This is a genomic window from Curtobacterium sp. MCLR17_034 (assembly GCF_003234485.1).
GTDB classification, from domain to species: Bacteria; Actinomycetota; Actinomycetes; order Actinomycetales; family Microbacteriaceae; genus Curtobacterium; species Curtobacterium flaccumfaciens.
The window spans coordinates 18,627-34,295 of record NZ_QKTH01000021.1; the positions used below are offsets into that span (position 1 = coordinate 18,627).

A 15,669-nucleotide genomic window follows, 5' to 3' on the forward strand; every position below is an offset into this window, starting at 1 on the left:
TGCCGCCGACCACGACCCAGACTGCAGGGGATGACTTCCCTCACCTCCCTCGTCTACATGTCCGTCGCCGTCGACGACCTCACCGACGACCAGCTGGTCACCATGCTGCGGGAGGCGCGGCTCCGCAACCACGCGCTCGGCGTCTCCGGGCTCCTGCTCGCCAAGGGCGGCCGCTTCATGCAGGTGCTCGAGGGGCCGGTCTGGAGCGTCGAGGACCGCTTCGCCGCGATCGAGCGCGACCCGCGGCACACCGGCGTGAAGTCGCTGTCGCGTGAGTCCATCAGCACGCGTCGGTTCGACGGCTGGGCGATGGCGTTCGGCAGCCCGACCGGGGACGAGCTCCGTGACGAGCCCGGGTTCAGCACCTTCCTCAGCGACCGCACCGGTCTGCCGACCGGGGTGGCGGGCACGCCCGCCGACTGGCTGCTCCGCTGGTTCCGTGGGCGCGACCTGCAGGACCTGCCCGAGGAGCGCATCACGCTCGGCCGGCACGCGGCCTGAGACGCGCCGCCCCTCGGACTGCCGGCACGCGGCCTGAGCCGCACCACCCCTCGGACTGGAGGGACGGTGCGGGCCCGCCCCGTCCCTCCAGCCTGTGAGACTGGTCCCGTGGAACGACGTGAGCAGATCCTGGTGGCCGCGGCGGAGGAGTTCGACCGCGTCGGCTTCGCCGGCGCGACGATCGCGGGCATCGCCCGCGCGGCGGGCGTCTCGCAGGGCACCCTGCACTTCCACTTCCCGACGAAGCTCGCCCTGGCGCTCGGCGTCATCGGCGAGCAGAACGCCCGCACCTTCGACGTCGTCAGCCACACCGACAGCTCGCCGGTCGCCGCGCTGATCGGTGCGTCGCACGGCATCGCCGACCTGCTCCGGACCGACCCGATCGTGCGGGCCGGGATTCGGCTGTCGCTGGAGCGCGGCGAGTTCCAGACCGCGACGCTGAGCTTCTACGAGCAGTGGATCGGCGGGATCGTCGACGTGTTCCGGTTGGCGGTCGCGAGCGGGGAACTCCGGACGGACCTGACCGCGGAGCAGCTCGGATCGACGGTGGTGCCCTACTTCACCGGCGTGCAGCTCGTGTCCGACGTCCGGACGCGGCGCACCGACCTGATGCCGGCCGTGGCGACGATGTGGCGCGTGGTGATCGCGGCGACGGCGGACCCGAAGCACCGCGACCGGCTGCTCGCCGTCGTCGAGGACGCGTTCGGCACGGACTGACCGATCGTGCGGTGCGTGCGTGCCTGCGCCGGCGCGTCAGAGGTCGTGCAGCTCGCGGTCGCGGAACCACTTCAGCAGCCACGCCGCACTGGTCCGGTCGAACGAGCGCGGGAAGTCCATCGTGCCGGACAGGAACGGACTGAAGCCCGCTTCTGACCGGACGTCCGAGTCGTCGAGCGCGCGGTAGGCCATCGACCAGCCGTCGAACCGTCTGCGCTCGATGTCCTCGCGCACCAGCGACTTCACCTCACCGTGCCGTCGGTCCTTCGCGATCACGTCGTACCGGTCCTGCACGCTCCACGCCGGCCCCTCGAGCAGCTGCATGAACCGGCCGCCCTTGGCGAGCAGGAGCCCGGAGACCCCGAGCGCTTCGTTGCGCAGCCGGGACTCCGCGAGCAGCACCGCCATGGCCTGGTCGTCGAAGGGGACGACGGCACGGCTCATGTAGACGATGGAGACGAGCACTCCTCCATCCTGCTGGGTGGAAGGCCGCTGCGCGAAGCGGATGTCCGCAACGCGCCTGCCGGATCGGCGCTGCGGATCAGCCCTGCGGCAGCTCGTGCGCGGTGACGTCCTCGTTGCGCTTCTTCCGCCACGGACGGGCCGGGGTGTTCGGGCCGTCCCACACCAGGATCGCGCCCCAGGCCGCGGCGATCAGTGGCACCGAGATGATCGCGCCGGTGATGCCGGCGAGGACGGTGCCGGCGGTCAGCCCGATCAGGATGACGAGGCCGTGCAGCTTGAGGGTGCGACCCATCAGGACCGGCTGCAGGAAGTTGCCCTCGAGCTGGTTCACGACGATCACGATGCCGATCACGATGAGCGCCTTGACCGGGCCGAGGGCCACGAGCGCGACCAGGGCGGCGAGGATGCCGGCGGCGGTGGCACCGACGATCGGGATGAACGCCGTGATGAAGACGACGACGGCCAGCGGCAGGGCGAGTGGGACGCCCAGGATCGCGATGCTGACACCGATGCCGATCGCGTCCACAGCAGCGACGGTGGCCGTCCCGCGGACGTACCCGCCGAGGGTCGAGACGACCCGGTCGCCGACGCGACGTGCTCGGGCGTAGCGCTCACCGGTGAAGGGGCGGAGCAGGAACTCCCAGATGCTCGGGCCGTCCTTCAGGAAGAAGAACAGCACGACGATCATCAGCACGAGCCCGGTCAGGAAGTTCGCGGTGGCCGAGGCTCCGGCGAGGGCACCGGAGCCGAACTGCGCGCTCGTGACGAAGTCGGAGGCCCCGGCGACGGCGTCGTCGATCTGCTTGTCGGAGATCGAGAACGGCAGGGTCTTCGCGAAGGTCTGCAGCTGCTCGAATCCGTCGACTGCCGACTTCTGCAGCTGTGCCCACTGGTTCTCGACCGCGACGACGATGAGCCAGCCGATCAACCCCAGTATCGCGAGGACGCCGATGAGCACCGCGAGGGTGGCCACCACCGACGGCACCCGGTGCTTGCGGAGCCACGACACCACGGGGTGCATGGCCGACGCGATGATGAGCGCGAGGAGCACCGGGATCGTGACGACGCTCAGGATGTTGCTCGCCCAGACGACGCCGGCGACGACCACCACGACGATGATGAGCTGCAGACACCGGGTCGCGAAGTGCCCGGCGGAGTCGGACCACGCGGCCTGGACCCTGGACGGCGGGGCTGGGGTGGTCGGGCGCGGAGCGTCGCGGAAGAACGGCATGCCGGAGACGCTACCGACCGGACGGCCGCCGCGCCGGTTCCGACGGCTCGATCGTCCGCCCGGTGTCCTGTCCCCGCGTCGCCGGGGCGACCAGGAACGCCGCGACCAGCAGGACGAGCGGCACGAGCATCGCCGTCTGCAGGCCGAGGTGCTCCCCGACGAAGCCGAGCAGCGGCGGCCCCACCAGGAACGCGATGTACCCGGCGGTGGCCACCACCGACACCCGGCGGTCGCCGTCGGTGGGGTGGTCGCCGGCGGCGGAGATCGACAGCGGGAACCCGAGGGCGATGCCCAGACCCCAGACGCCGGCGGCCGCCGCGGTGACGATCGGACTCGGTGACAGCACGACGAGCAGGACCCCCACCGCACCGACCGCGGCACAGACCCGGACGACCGGGGCGCGACCGAACCGGGCGACGAGCGGAGTGCCGGCCGCCCGACCGATGAGCATGGCGAGGGCGAACCCGGTGAACACGAGGGACCCGACGGACTCGGGAGCATCGTGGTCGGTGGTCATCAGCAGCGGGAGCCAGTCGCTCGCGGCACCCTCGGCGAAGGCCATCGCCAGGGTGATGACGGCGATCATGGCGAGCTGCACGGTGAGGACGGAGCGGCGGGCTCCCCGGCGGGTGCCACGGGCATCGGCCGGCGGATCGGTCGGTGTCTCACGGGGCACCGGCCGCAGGTTCAGCATCGCGAACACCGCCAGCGCGGCCATCACCGCGGCGCCGACGAGCAGGTGCACCCGGACCGGGGTCCCCGCCGCCGTCATGGCGATGCCGACGACCCCACCGACCACGCTGCCGAGGCTGAAGCAGGCGTGCAGCACCGGCACGACCGGTCGCCCGATCTGCCGTTCGACCGCGGCGGCCTCGACGTTCAGCCCGATCTCGGCGACGCCCGCCCCGAAGCCGATCAGGAACAGCCCAGCCCAGACCCCGGCGGCGACCTGCGCCGGGGCGAGCAGCGCGACGAGCACCATGCCGACGACGGGCAGCGCGCCCCCGAGCAGGATCAGCGGGCGGTTGCCGGTCCGTCGCACCAGCGCCCCGGCGCCGAGGATCCCGATCATCGACCCGATCGACAGCCCGAGCAGGACGAGCCCCATCGCCTCGATCGAGGCTCCGAGCTCATCGCGGATCGCGGGCGTCCGGGTGATCCACGTCGCGATCCCGAACCCGGTCACCGTCGACGTGGCGAAGAGTGCGAGTCGATGCCGCCCGGCCATCCCCCCATCTGACCGGTCCCCGGGCGGCCCGTCAAGGGCGACCGCGTCCCGCGCTTAGGATCGGGCGCATGGCGACCGTCCTCCTCGTCCGTCACGGACGCACCATCGCGAACGCCACCGGCGTCCTGGCCGGACGCACCGCCGGCGTGCGACTCGACGCCGTCGGCCGCACCCAGGCCGAGCGGACCGCGGAGCGCATCGCCGCGGTGCCCGTCGTCGCCGTCGTGTCGAGTCCGCTCGAGCGCTGCCGGCAGACCGCCCGCGCGATCCTGGACCGGCAGACGGACCGGCAGACGGACCGGCAGACCGACCGGCCGGCCGGGCCACCCGCCTCGCTGATCGAGCGGGCCATCACCGAGGCCGACTACGGGCAGTGGCAGGGCCGGAAGCTCGCCGACCTGGCGAAGGAGCCCCTCTGGCGCACGGTGCAGGCGAACCCGAGCGCCGTCGTGTTCCCCGGCGGTGAGTCCATGCAGACGATGCAGTCCCGGGCCGTCGCAGCCGTCCGGCGCATCGACGCCGAGGTCGAGGCGGAGCACGGACCCGGCGCCGTCTGGGTCGCGGTGAGCCACGGCGACATCATCAAGAGCGTCCTCGCCGACGCGTTCGGCATGCACCTGGACCTGTTCCAGCGCATCGGCGTCGGGCCGGCCTCGGTGTCCGTCGTGCGCTACGGCGAGCACCGCCCGGAGGTCGTCGCGACGAACACCGAGTCCGGTGACCTGTCCTGGCTGCGCACCGCCCCGGCACCCAGCGGGGACGCCGCGGTCGGCGGCGGGGCGGGCCATCCGGAACCCGATGCGCACACCGGCACCGGGCGTCCGGCACCCGACGCGCCCGCGGGTCCTGCCGGACCCTGAACGGCCGGAGCCGAGCGCTCCTACAATGCGGGTATGCCCACCATCGTCCACGGCTTCGACTGGCCGGACCGCCTCGTCGTCGGCACCATCGGCCGTCCGGGTGAGCGCGCCTTCTACATCCAGGCCCGCTCCGGTCGGCGCGTCACCAGCGTCGCGCTCGAGAAGGAGCAGACCGCCGTCCTCGCCGACAAGATCGACGAGCTCCTCGACGAGGTGGCGACCGTCGACGACAACCGCTTCAGCGTGCCGCCGTCGGTGCCCGTCGAACTCCGCGACCCGGAGCCGCTCGACCAGCCCGTCGAGGCCGAGTTCCGCGCCGGGGCCCTGAGCCTGGGCTTCGACCCGTCCACCGCGCAGGTCGTCATCGAGGCGTACCCGATCGACGACGAGGTCGAGATCGTGTCCGAGGAGAGCGAGGACGGCATCGAGATCGAGGCCGTCGTCGAGATCCCCGAGCCCGCCGAGCTGTTCCAGGTGAAGATCCCGGTCGGCACCGCCCGGGCCTTCGTCGAGCGCACGCGCGAGGTCGTCGCCGCCGGTCGTCCGCCCGGCGACGCATGAGCGACGGCTCGCTGTCCGTCCGGGCGCGCATCCGTGAGGCGTCCAACGCCACCTTCCTCGCCGAACTCGACGGTGCGACCGTCGTCTACAAGCCCGTCGAGGGCGAGCGCCCGCTGTGGGACTTCCCGGACGGCACGCTCGCCGGCCGCGAGATCGCCGCGCACCTGGTCTCCGAGGCGTTCGGCTGGGGTGTCGTCCCACCCACGTGGATGGGCGACGGTCCGTTCGGGCCCGGCATGGTGCAGCGCTGGCAGGACGTCGACCCCGAGCAGGACGCCGTCGACCTGGTGGCGCCGGATCTCGCCGAGGCGGACGGTTCGCCCTGGCTGCCCGTGCTCGAGGCCATCGACGAACACGACCAGCCCGTGACGCTCGTGCACGAGGACTCCGAGGCCCTGCGCCGGATGGCCGTCTTCGACGTCGTCGTGAACAACGCCGACCGCAAGGGCGGGCACGTGCTCGCGATGCCCGACGGCCACCGTTTCGGCGTGGACCACGGGCTCACCTTCCACGTCGAGCACAAGCTCCGGACGGTCCTGTGGGGCTGGATCGGGGAGCCGCTCGGTCCGGACGAGCTCGAGGGCCTCGACCGGGTGTCCGAAGCCCTGCGCGGCGGTCTCGGCGACGAGCTCGCCGAGCACCTGACGGACGAGGAGATCGACACGCTCCGGGCGCGCTGCGCGGCCCTGCGCGCCGTCGGGATCTTCCCGCCGCCGCCGCCCGGTCACGGCCCCGCCGTGCCCTGGCCGCTGTTCTAGACGCACCCAGGGACGGACTGGAGGCCCGTGGCGGTGTCGCCACGGGCCTCCAGTCCGTCCCGTGTGGGCTTCAGAGCCCCCAGTCGTCGCGGAAGAGCGCGCCGCCGGCCCCGCGACGCGAGCCGAGGTACGAACCGACCACGGCGACCCCGAGGTCGTCGTTCTCCGGTGCCACGACGCTGCCGTCCACCCGCTTCGCCATCGCGTCGATGAACCGGGCGAGCCCCGGGTCCTCGCCGAGCCGGAAGAACGTCGTCTGGGCGCCGAGGCGTCCGGCGTTCTCGAGTTCCCGCACGGTCAGCGCGATCGTCACCGGGTCGGGCGGGTAGTCGAACCAGACCTGTCCGTTCGGCTCGAGGTGCGACGTGGGCTCGCCGTCGGTGACGATGAGGAGCACCGGCTGGGCCGTGGGGTGCTTCCGGAAGTGCCGGTTGGCGAGCAGCAGGGCGTGGTGCAGGTTCGTGCCCTTGTCCCACATCGCGTCGAGCCCGACGAGCTGTTCGACGTCCATCACCTCGGCCTCGCGACCGAAGGCGATGAGCTGCAGGTCGTCGCCGCGGAACCGGGTCGACACCAGGGTGTGCAGCGCCAGGGCGGTGCGCTTCATCGGCACCCAGCGGTCTTCCATCGCCATCGAGAACGACGTGTCGACGAGCAGCGCGACGCAGGCCTGGGTGCGGGCCTCGGTCTCCTGCACCTCGACGTCCTCGATGCTCAGGCGCACGCCGGCTCCCTGTCGTCCGCTCGCCGCCGTCCGCACCACGGCGTTCGTGATCGTGCGCGGGATGTCCCACGGCTCGGTGTCGCCGAACGCCCACTGCCGCGACGCCCCCGAGGGTTCGCCCGCGGCGCCCGAGCGACGGAGGTCCCGCGCGCCCTGGCGACCGGACATCCGCTGGGCGACGTCCTTGAGCAGGCTCTTGCCGAGCTGCCGCATCGCCTTCGGGGTGAGCCGGAGCTGTCCGTCGGCACCGCGGCGCATCGCCCCGGAGTTCCGGAGCGCCTGCTCGAGGCGCTGCAGGGTCTTCGCGTCGACCGCAGCCTCGTCGCCGAGCTGCCGGGACAGCGCGTCGAGGTCCAGGTCGTCGAGCTCCGAGCCCGGCCCGGACTGGGCGAGCTGGTCGGCGAGGGCGTCGAGGTCCGCGATGTCCTGGAACACCCCGGTGCCGTCGCCCAGCCCGAGCCCCTGTTCGCCCTCCATGCGCTCGGATCCGCCCCAGTCCTCGCCGGGACGCAGTGCGCGCAGGGTACGGTCGAGGTGGGACAGCTGCCCCATCAGGTCGGGGGAACCGAAGGCCTGCTGGGCGAGGGCATCGAGTTCGTCCCGCTGCTCCTGGGTCATCGAGTTGCGCATGCGCTGCGCCGCGGCCGCGCGGGCTGCCAGGTCGTCGAGCAGCTCGTCGACGTTCGCCGGGTCCGACGGGAAGTACTCGCCGTGCTGGTCCATGAAGTCGTCGAACTGCTGCTGGGTGTCCTCGCCGCGGGCGTGCGCCTCGAGCAGGGCGTTGAGGTCCTGCATCATCGCGCTGACCGCGGCCCGGTCCTGGTCGGTGGCACCCTCGAGCGCCTGCTTCATGCCGGCGAAGCGCTGATCGAGCACCTCGCGGCCGAGCAGGTCCTTGATCTCGTCGTACTTCTGGCGCGCGGTCGGGCTCGTCCAGTCGTAGTCGCCGAGTTCCTGCACCGCGGCGGCCCGGGAGGGCGACAGGCTGTCGAGCTGCAGTTCGGCCAGGGCCCGGTCGCCGTCGTCGAGGTCGACGTTGCGGGCGAGTTCGCCTCGTTCGGCGAGCAGCGCCTGGTCGAGGAGCTCGCGCACCTGCTGCAGGGTGCCGTCGAGGTTGTTCCTGCTCGTCAGCTCACGGCGGCGCTCGGCCACCCGGCGGGCCAGGTCGTCGAGGCCGCGCTGCGTCCGGCCCCCTCGCCGCAGGAACTCCCGCATCGCGCGCTCGGGCGACGTGCCGCCCATCACGTCCTGCCCGATGGCGTCGAGCGCCTCGGCCAGGTCGACCGGGGCGGCGAGCGGGTCGGGTCCGTCGGTGTACCGGCCGTACCGGGTGTCGCGCGTCAGGCGCCGGTTCTGCCTAGCCATAGACGGCTTCGCCCCCGCCGGACTCCTTGCTGATGCGTCGGGCCAGGAACAGCCCCTCGAGGGCGAGCTCGATCGCGCCGGCGCGTTCGCCGTCGTTCGTGGCACCCATCCGGTCGCACACCTGGTCGTACAGGTCGGACTCGCCGATCGGCGGCAGGCCTTCGAGGAACGCCCGGGCGCTGACCTGCTCGCCCGTGGTCACCATCGTGCCGCCGTCGAGCGCGTCCACGAGCACCGCGAAGTCGAGACCCTTGAAGCGGGAGCGCACGGTCTCGGCGGTCGCGGTGCGGAGCAGGTGCTCGAGGACCTCGTCGGCACGGTCCTCTTCGCCGTTCTCGAACTCGATCTTGCCGCCGAGGACGTCCACCGCTGTCTCGAGGTCGATCGGCCGGGCGACCGCCTCGTCCTCGCCCTGGCGTGCTGCGCGGTGCACCGCGGCCGCGGACACCGTCTCGGCACCGGCGATCGCGAACCGGGCGCTCACACCGCTGCGCTGGTCGACGGCGCTCGAACCACGCAGTGCGCGGGTGAACCGGGCGAGGATCTCGATCAGGGCGTCGGGGACCTCGGCCGTCAGCTGGGCCTCCTGCCGGATGACGGCGATCTCGTCGTCGAGCTCGATCGGGTAGTGCGTGCGGATCTCGGCGCCGAAGCGGTCCTTCAGCGGCGTGATGATCCGGCCGCGGTTCGTGTAGTCCTCGGGGTTCGCGCTCGCCACGACGAGTACGTCGAGCGGCAGCCGCAGCACGTAGCCGCGGATCTGGACGTCGCGCTCCTCCATCACGTTGAGCATCGCGACCTGGATGCGTTCGGCCAGGTCGGGCAGCTCGTTGATCGCGACGATGCCACGGTGCCCGCGGGGGACGAGCCCGAAGTGGATGGTCTCCGGGTCGCCCAGGCTGCGGCCCTCGGCGACCTTCATCGGGTCGACGTCCCCGATCAGGTCGGCGACGCTCGTGTCCGGTGTCGCGAGCTTCTCGACGTAGCGGTCGTCGCGGTGCCGCCAGCTGATCGGCAGGGCGTCGCCGAGGTCGTCGGCGCGCCGCATGCTCGCGGTGGTGATCGGCTCGTACGGGTGCTCGCCGAGCTCGGAGCCGGTGATGACCGGCGTCCACTCGTCGAGCAGGCCCTGCAGGGTGCGGAGCAGGCGGGTCTTGCCCTGGCCGCGCTCGCCGAGCAGGACGACGTCGTGCCCGGCGATCAGGGCGCGTTCGAGCTGGGGGATGACGGTGGTCTCGAAGCCGTGCAGGCCGGGCCACGGATCGGTGCCCTGGCGCAGGGCGGTGAGCAGGTTGTCGCGGATCTCGGCGCGGACCGTCTTCTGGACGTGACCAGAGGTGCGGAGCTCGCCGACCGTGCGGATGTCAGGTCGGGTCACCTCTCCGACGCTACGCCGCGTTCGCGACGGCGACCAGGGTCGGACTGGAGGCGCGTGGCGGGCCCGCACCGCGCCTCCCGTCCGCTTGTGGGTTTCCATCGCACTTGCGATCATTGAGATCCCGGCGACGGAGCCGGATTCGAAGTAGGGGGATCCGGCTCCGCCCCCGGTTCCTCGTTCCGCATCTGAACCACATCGGCGATCTCGGCGTACGGTCCCATTTCGTGAGCAGCGCGAACGCAACCATCAAGAGCCTGGTGCCCGCCAGGATGGACCGCTTGCCGTGGACCCGGTTCCACTGGAGCGTCGTCGTCGGACTCGGCGTGTCCTGGATCCTCGACGGTCTCGAGATCCAGATCGTCTCGAACGCGGGTTTCCAGGCGGACCTGAACCTGTCCACACAGCAGGTGACGTCCCTCGGCACGATCTACCTGGTCGGCCAGGTCGTCGGTGCCCTGGTGTTCGGGCGCATGTCCGACCGGTTGGGGCGGCGCAAGCTGTTCATCCTGACGCTCGCGATCTACCTGATCGGTTCGGGCATCGCGGGCCTCGCGCAGGACTTCTGGTTCCTGGCGGCCTTCCGGTTCGTCGCGGGTCTGGGCATCGGCGGCGAGTACGCGGCGATCAACTCGGCGATCGACGAGCTCATCCCGGCGAAGTACCGCGGGCACGTCGACATCGCCATCAACGGCACGTACTGGGGCGGTGCCGCACTCGGCGCGTTCGCGAACATCTACCTGCTCGACACGTCCTACTTCGCCGAGAACATCGGCTGGCGCATCGGCTTCTTCCTCGGCCCGGTGCTCGGCATCGCGATCATCTTCCTGCGACGGCACATCCCGGAGAGTCCGCGGTGGCTGATGACGCACGGGCGCGAGGAAGAGGCCGAGGCCACCGTCTCCCGCATCGAGGAGTCGGTGGAGAAGGCGACCGGCAAGCCCCTGCCGGAGGTCGACCAGTCGAAGGCGATGACGGTCACGCCGACCGACCGCGTCGGGTTCCTGGCCATCGCGCGCGTGCTGCTGAAGCAGTACCCGACCCGAACGCTCGTCGGCGCGACGATGATGATCACGCAGGCGTTCCTGTACAACGCGATCTTCTTCACCTACGCCCTGGTCCTCACGAACTTCTTCGGCCTGAAGACGGCGGAGACGGCGGTCTACTTCTTCCCGTTCGCGATCGGCAACCTGCTCGGCCCGATCATCCTGGGGCGCTTCTTCGACACCTGGGGTCGTCGGCAGATGATCTTCCTGACGTACCTGGTGTCCGGCCTCGTGCTCGCCACGTCGGCGTTCCTGTTCCGGGCGGACGCGATCTCGGCGACGGTGCAGGTCGCGTTCTGGTGCGTCTCGTTCTTCTTCGCCTCGGCCGGGGCGTCGAGCGCCTACCTGACCGTCAGCGAGATCTTCCCGCTCGAGCTGCGGTCGCAGGCCATCTCGTACTTCTTCGCCCTGGCGCAGATCTTCGGTGCGGTCGCACCGGCCATCTACGGGGCCTTCATCGGTGACGGGTCATCCCGGGAGCCGCTGTTCTGGGGGTACCTGCTCGGATCCGCGGTGATGATCGGCGGCGGCGTGGTGGCCCTGATATTCGGGGTCGACGCCGCGCGGAAGGGGCTGGAGGACGTCACCCAACCGCTCTCGGTGCTCACCGGGGACGCGAAGTCCGACCGGAGGTGAGCCCTGTGGCGGCGGCCTGACATTCCGTATTCAGAGTGTTTAGCGCCGCCGTCGCAGCGCTGTCACTGTGCCTGCATGGCACTCCTCCACAGCGCGACACCGGCGACCACGATCCACGGCAGCGACCGCCCTCGCCTCGGGGGTGCCGTCCGTGCGTGAGCCTGGGCTGATGGAGCACACCCCCATCCGAGCCAGCGCCGGCGGCCTCGATCCCCACGGCCTGCGCCGCAGCCTGCTGCGCGACGCGGTGTTCCTGCGACTGCTCGACAACGTCCTGCGGGGGGAGTACCGCCGCGGGCAGCGGTTGCGGCTCGACACCCTGGCATCGGACATGCGGGTGTCGCGCACACCGGTGCGCGAAGCCCTCGTGACCCTCGAGTCCCTGCAGCTGGCCAGCGTGCAGCGCTACGTCGGTGTTGTGATCTCGCAGTGGTCGGTCGACCAGATGATCGAGCGACTGCGGATCGCTCAAGCCCTGCTCGTCGATCCGCCGTCGAACTCCGTCGGGTACCAGGACCGGTTCGACAAGGTGTGGCTGCGGGAGTGCTGGACCGAGGCTGGTGCCTTCGTCGAGCTCGGCGCCTGGTACCTGCGGCGCCGCGGATCGTCGGTCAGTGGCGACTGGTTGCTGTCGCAGCGCATCGTGCTCGACATGTTCTTCACCGACGACGTCGCCCTGGCGAACGGGATCGATGCCGTGGTCGACCGGCGGCGACGGGTCGAGATCGTCGAGCGGGCCGTGGCCGCTGCGGAGCGAGACGCCCTCGACGACTGTGCCGCGGCGCTCCTCGACCTGTCGTCCGCCCTGATCGCCCTGCCGGACCGCTTCCGGGTGGTCGTGTCCGCCTGAACCGACCTCGGCTGCGGATCCGCTCAGGTCCGCGCTGACCGCCGTGGATCCGCAGGTCGCGGCACCGAGCAGCGAGTGGTAGCGGTGTCCCTCGCACTGGATCGTCAGGCAACGTCGTGGCAGCCTTGACCGGTTGCCGTCCCCGGCGTGTCCACCGACGACAGGAGTGCCCGTGAACGACGTCCGCGATCGATCCCACCGCTTGAACCGAGCGTCCGGGATCGCACGGCACGGACGTCTGCGGCGCTCGAGCCCCTTCGCGACCGCTGCCAAGACGGTCTCCGCCGTCGTCGCAGTGGCCCTGGTGAGTTCGGTCTCGGTCACGGCGATCGCGGCGAAGCAGGTCACGGACGACCTCGGTGACGGCGTCGAGATACAGGGACAGCCGGCACCGCAGGCGAAGGGCGGCGCGAAGCCGATCAGTGCCTTCAAGGGCGGGTTCAACATGCTCGTCGTCGGCACCGACAACGACCCCGAGCAGAGTGCTGCCTTCGGGGAGCGCGATGCGACCCTCAACGACGTCAACATCCTGCTGCACGTCTCGGCCGACCACACCAACGCGACCGCGGTGAGCATCCCGCGCGACCTCGTCACACCGATCCCGGCCTGCAGGAAGACCGACGGCACGGGCACGGCCCCGGCGATGGCTGCGCAGCCGATCAACACCTCGTTCGGCGAGGGTGGCCTGAACTGCGTCACCCAGACGGTCGCCGGCCTGACCGGGCTCGACATCCAGTACTCGGCCGCGGTGTCGTTCAAGGGCGTCATCGAGATGTCGAACGCGATCGGCGGCGTGCCGGTCTGCGTCGCCCAGCCGATCACCGACTCGTACACCGGGCTGAACCTGCCGGCCGGCACCTCGACCCTGCAGGGTGACGAGGCCCTGGCGTTCCTGCGCACCCGGCACGGGGTCGGCGACGGGTCGGACCTCGGCCGGATCTCGAGCCAGCAGGTGTTCCTGTCGTCGCTGCTCCGCACCGTGAAGTCGAACGACACCCTCGGTTCGCCGGCCCGCCTGTACAAGCTGGCCCGGGCGGCGGCGTCGAACATGCAGCTGTCCCAGAGCCTGAACGACATCGGGACGATGGTGCAGATGGGCCTGGCGCTGCGTGACCTGCCGCTGGCGCGGGTGAACTTCGTGCAGTACCCGGGCACCACGGGCGGCACCGGTGTCTACGAGGGCAAGGTCGAGCCGACGACGTACCTGGCCGACCGGCTGTTCGCGAAGATCAAGGCCGACCAGTCGTTCTCCCTCGGGGCGGACAGCACGGGCATCGGGTCCGAGACGAGTCCGACGCAGCCGGCGGCTGCACCGTCGTCGCCGGCCGCTGCGCCGGAGCCCGCGACGCCGGCGACTCCGGCGGTGCCGTCGTCCGCTGCACCGCGCACCCCCTCGGCGACGCCCGAGACCATCGACGGGCTCGAGGGGCAGTCCGCCAACCAGCAGACCTGCTCCAAGGCGTTCGGGTACTGAGGCGCGGGCGGGCGGTTGCTTGCTTGGCGCCTCCCGCCCCTGCCCCCTTCCGCGAAAGCGACAGACTGCCGCCGAACATCCGCGACACTCTGTCGCCCTGGCGCCAGTGACGGCCGAGCTCGGTGGCGCAGTGTCGCTTTCGTGGGCCCGACCGTGGCCGTGCGCGCGCCCGAACGTCAGCAGTGCACCCGCCCCCGAACGCAGAAACGGGGGCGCGGTGGTGGGCCGCGCCCCCAGGGGAAGTCGCTCCCCGCCGGGCGCCACGCGATCGGGCGCGCCGGGCCCGCACGGGGAACGACGTCGGGTGCTGTGTCGCGACGACGGGGACGAGCCCCGGAACGTGATTGCCGCGTCCCGATGATGGTATGCAGTGGGGTACGCCCCGACAACCCCCACGTGTCCCCACTTCGGGGGACCGAGTGTGACGGGTCGTGCCACGCGCGGGTGTTCGTCGGGTCGAGAGTGGCGCGGTCCTCCTGTATGGTGGTCGCAGCGCTCGCGAGAGTGCTTGGAGACGTCGCATAGTCCGGCCGAGTGCACCACCCTGCTAAGGTGGAGTCCCCTTTGAGGGGACCGAGGGTTCAAATCCCTCCGTCTCCGCACTGCACGAACTGCAGCACGAAAGCCCGGTCCGATCGGACCGGGCTTTCGTCGTTCCCGGGCGCCTCGCATGGCGGCCGAGCCTGCTGGAACCGGGTTCCGCGGCTCGAGGGCGCGCGCGTCTGACCTCCGGTCACCTCGCACCCGGCCTGGAGGCCCGGCGCACCTCTGTCCCGCCGGCGTCGGCCCCGGGGCGGTCACCGCTCAGGCGCGGCGGCCCCGTCGTCGAGCGCACGACGAGCGTCGGCGGCACGAGCGTCCGGAGGGGATCGGCCGGCGCCCCTGCAGCCGCGCCGATCCGCTCGACCAACCGCGCAGCCGCCAGGCGCCCGACCTCGTCGTTGTGCGGGTCGACCGTCGTCAGGCGCAGCAGGGGTGACGCGGCGAGCGGGGTCTCGTCGTTGCCGATCACCGAGACGTCCTGCGGCACGCGGAGTCCGGCTTCCTGCACGGCGGCGATCGCTCCCATCGCCATGACGTCGTTCGCGGCGAACACCGCGGTCAGGTCGGGGTGCTCTCGGAGGGCGAGCCGCATGCCCTCGTAGCCCGTCGTCTCCGAGGTCGGGCCGGAGCCGTAGACCAGGGGTTCGATGCCGGACGCGACCAGCTGCGCGACGGTGGCGTCGCGGCGGAGCGCAGCCGGGCCTCCCGAACCGGTGACGTGGGCGATGCGGCGGTGACCCAGGCCGATCAGGTGATCCGCTGCCAACCGTCCGCCGGCGGCTTCGTCGGAGGCGACCACGTCGAGTCCGCCGGGGACGTCCTCGCGTGCGCCGGCGACCACGACCGGGGTGTCGGCGGGGACGACGACGTCGGGGAAGCCCTCGGCGGCGAGCACCACGCCGTCGACCCGCAGGGAGACCAGGTCGTCGAACGGGGATGAGTCGAGGTGGGCGTTGGCGCGGGTGTCGGCGAGGGTGAGGCGGAGGCCGTGCGGGGCGAGGGCCTCGCGGATGCCGTCGAGCATCGGGACGTACCAGGGGTTCCGGAAGTCGTCGACGATGACCCCGATGGTGCGGGTCCGGGTGCCGGCGAGGATGGCGGCGGCGCGGTTCGGGCGGTAGCCGAGCTCCGCGACGGCGGCGAGCACCGCGGAGCGGCGGGCGGGGGAGACCCCGGGATCGTCGCGCAGCACCATCGACACCAGGGACTTCGAGACGCCTGCGCGTGCGGCGACGTCGATGATCGTCGGCGGGCGAGGGGTCACGCTGAGCCTTTCCGGCACGGTGCTTGACAGGACATGGGCTGGTGCGGCTACAGTCTACCGACACGTTCTGG

14 protein-coding genes and 1 tRNA gene are annotated in these 15,669 nt (G+C 71.5%); 9 read left to right on the forward strand and 6 right to left on the reverse strand.

Features of this window, described 5'->3' with window-relative positions; genetic code table 11:
* Positions 1-30: 30 nt before the first annotated feature.
* Both DEI98_RS16330 and DEI98_RS16335 read left to right on the forward strand, forming a co-directional pair.
* Complete coding sequence (locus tag DEI98_RS16330; RefSeq protein WP_111101331.1) at positions 31-501, forward strand: BLUF domain-containing protein; 471 nt, start codon at positions 31-33, stop codon at positions 499-501.
* Positions 502-609: 108 nt separating this feature from the next.
* Positions 610-1,218 (forward strand): ScbR family autoregulator-binding transcription factor, encoded by a 609-nt coding sequence (locus DEI98_RS16335; protein ID WP_181438071.1) that lies wholly within the window; start codon positions 610-612, stop codon positions 1,216-1,218.
* Between the two features lie 36 nt (positions 1,219-1,254).
* Here DEI98_RS16335 and DEI98_RS16340 read toward each other — a convergent pair whose 3' ends face one another.
* The 3 genes from DEI98_RS16340 to DEI98_RS16350 all read right to left on the reverse strand — a co-directional run bounded on the left by DEI98_RS16340 (position 1,255) and on the right by DEI98_RS16350 (position 4,142).
* Complete coding sequence (locus DEI98_RS16340; protein WP_111101333.1) at positions 1,255-1,683, reverse strand: BLUF domain-containing protein; 429 nt, start codon at positions 1,681-1,683, stop codon at positions 1,255-1,257.
* 76 nt (positions 1,684-1,759) lie between these two features.
* Entirely contained in the window at positions 1,760-2,914 is a 1,155-nt protein-coding gene (locus DEI98_RS16345) for an AI-2E family transporter (protein WP_111101334.1), read from the reverse strand.
* A 10-nt stretch (positions 2,915-2,924) separates the two neighbouring features.
* Positions 2,925-4,142 carry an MFS transporter gene (locus DEI98_RS16350; RefSeq protein ID WP_111101335.1) on the reverse strand — a complete coding sequence of 406 codons (1,218 nt, stop codon included), beginning with the start codon at positions 4,140-4,142 and terminating at the stop codon, positions 2,925-2,927.
* A 68-nt stretch (positions 4,143-4,210) separates the two neighbouring features.
* Between DEI98_RS16350 and DEI98_RS16355 the strand changes: the two genes are divergently transcribed.
* From DEI98_RS16355 to DEI98_RS16365, 3 genes are read left to right on the forward strand one after another with little or no spacing between them, the layout of a single operon-like run.
* Entirely contained in the window at positions 4,211-5,002 is a 792-nt protein-coding gene (locus DEI98_RS16355) for an MSMEG_4193 family putative phosphomutase (RefSeq protein ID WP_111101336.1), read from the forward strand.
* 33 nt (positions 5,003-5,035) lie between these two features.
* On the forward strand, positions 5,036-5,563 hold the full coding sequence (locus tag DEI98_RS16360; RefSeq protein WP_071406497.1) for a DUF3090 domain-containing protein: 528 nt from the start codon (positions 5,036-5,038) through the stop codon (positions 5,561-5,563).
* A complete protein-coding gene (locus DEI98_RS16365; protein ID WP_111101337.1) occupies positions 5,560-6,321 on the forward strand; it encodes an SCO1664 family protein in 762 nt (253 codons plus the stop codon). The genes DEI98_RS16360 and DEI98_RS16365 overlap by 4 nt, the downstream gene beginning before the upstream one ends.
* Positions 6,322-6,391: 70 nt before the next feature.
* Here DEI98_RS16365 and DEI98_RS16370 read toward each other — a convergent pair whose 3' ends face one another.
* Positions 6,392-8,410 (reverse strand): VWA domain-containing protein, encoded by a 2,019-nt coding sequence (locus DEI98_RS16370; protein ID WP_111101338.1) that lies wholly within the window; start codon positions 8,408-8,410, stop codon positions 6,392-6,394.
* Entirely contained in the window at positions 8,403-9,788 is a 1,386-nt protein-coding gene (locus DEI98_RS16375; RefSeq protein WP_111101339.1) for an AAA family ATPase, read from the reverse strand. Before DEI98_RS16375 ends, DEI98_RS16370 begins: the two co-directional genes overlap by 8 nt.
* A 224-nt stretch (positions 9,789-10,012) precedes the next feature.
* Between DEI98_RS16375 and DEI98_RS16380 the strand changes: the two genes are divergently transcribed.
* From DEI98_RS16380 to DEI98_RS16395, 4 genes are all read left to right on the forward strand, one after another.
* The gene (locus DEI98_RS16380) at positions 10,013-11,467 is read left to right on the forward strand and encodes an MFS transporter (protein WP_375231882.1); all 1,455 of its coding nucleotides are present in this window, start codon (positions 10,013-10,015) and stop codon (positions 11,465-11,467) included.
* A gap of 169 nt (positions 11,468-11,636) precedes the next feature.
* A complete protein-coding gene (locus DEI98_RS16385) occupies positions 11,637-12,317 on the forward strand; it encodes a GntR family transcriptional regulator (protein ID WP_111101340.1) in 681 nt (226 codons plus the stop codon).
* A gap of 202 nt (positions 12,318-12,519) precedes the next feature.
* Entirely contained in the window at positions 12,520-13,791 is a 1,272-nt protein-coding gene (locus tag DEI98_RS16390; protein WP_258370907.1) for an LCP family protein, read from the forward strand.
* A 510-nt stretch (positions 13,792-14,301) separates the two neighbouring features.
* Positions 14,302-14,391 (forward strand) — tRNA-Ser (locus DEI98_RS16395).
* A gap of 133 nt (positions 14,392-14,524) precedes the next feature.
* Here the strand turns inward: DEI98_RS16395 and DEI98_RS16400 are convergent.
* A complete protein-coding gene (locus DEI98_RS16400; protein ID WP_258370909.1) occupies positions 14,525-15,598 on the reverse strand; it encodes a LacI family DNA-binding transcriptional regulator in 1,074 nt (357 codons plus the stop codon).
* Positions 15,599-15,669: the final 71 nt, after the last annotated feature.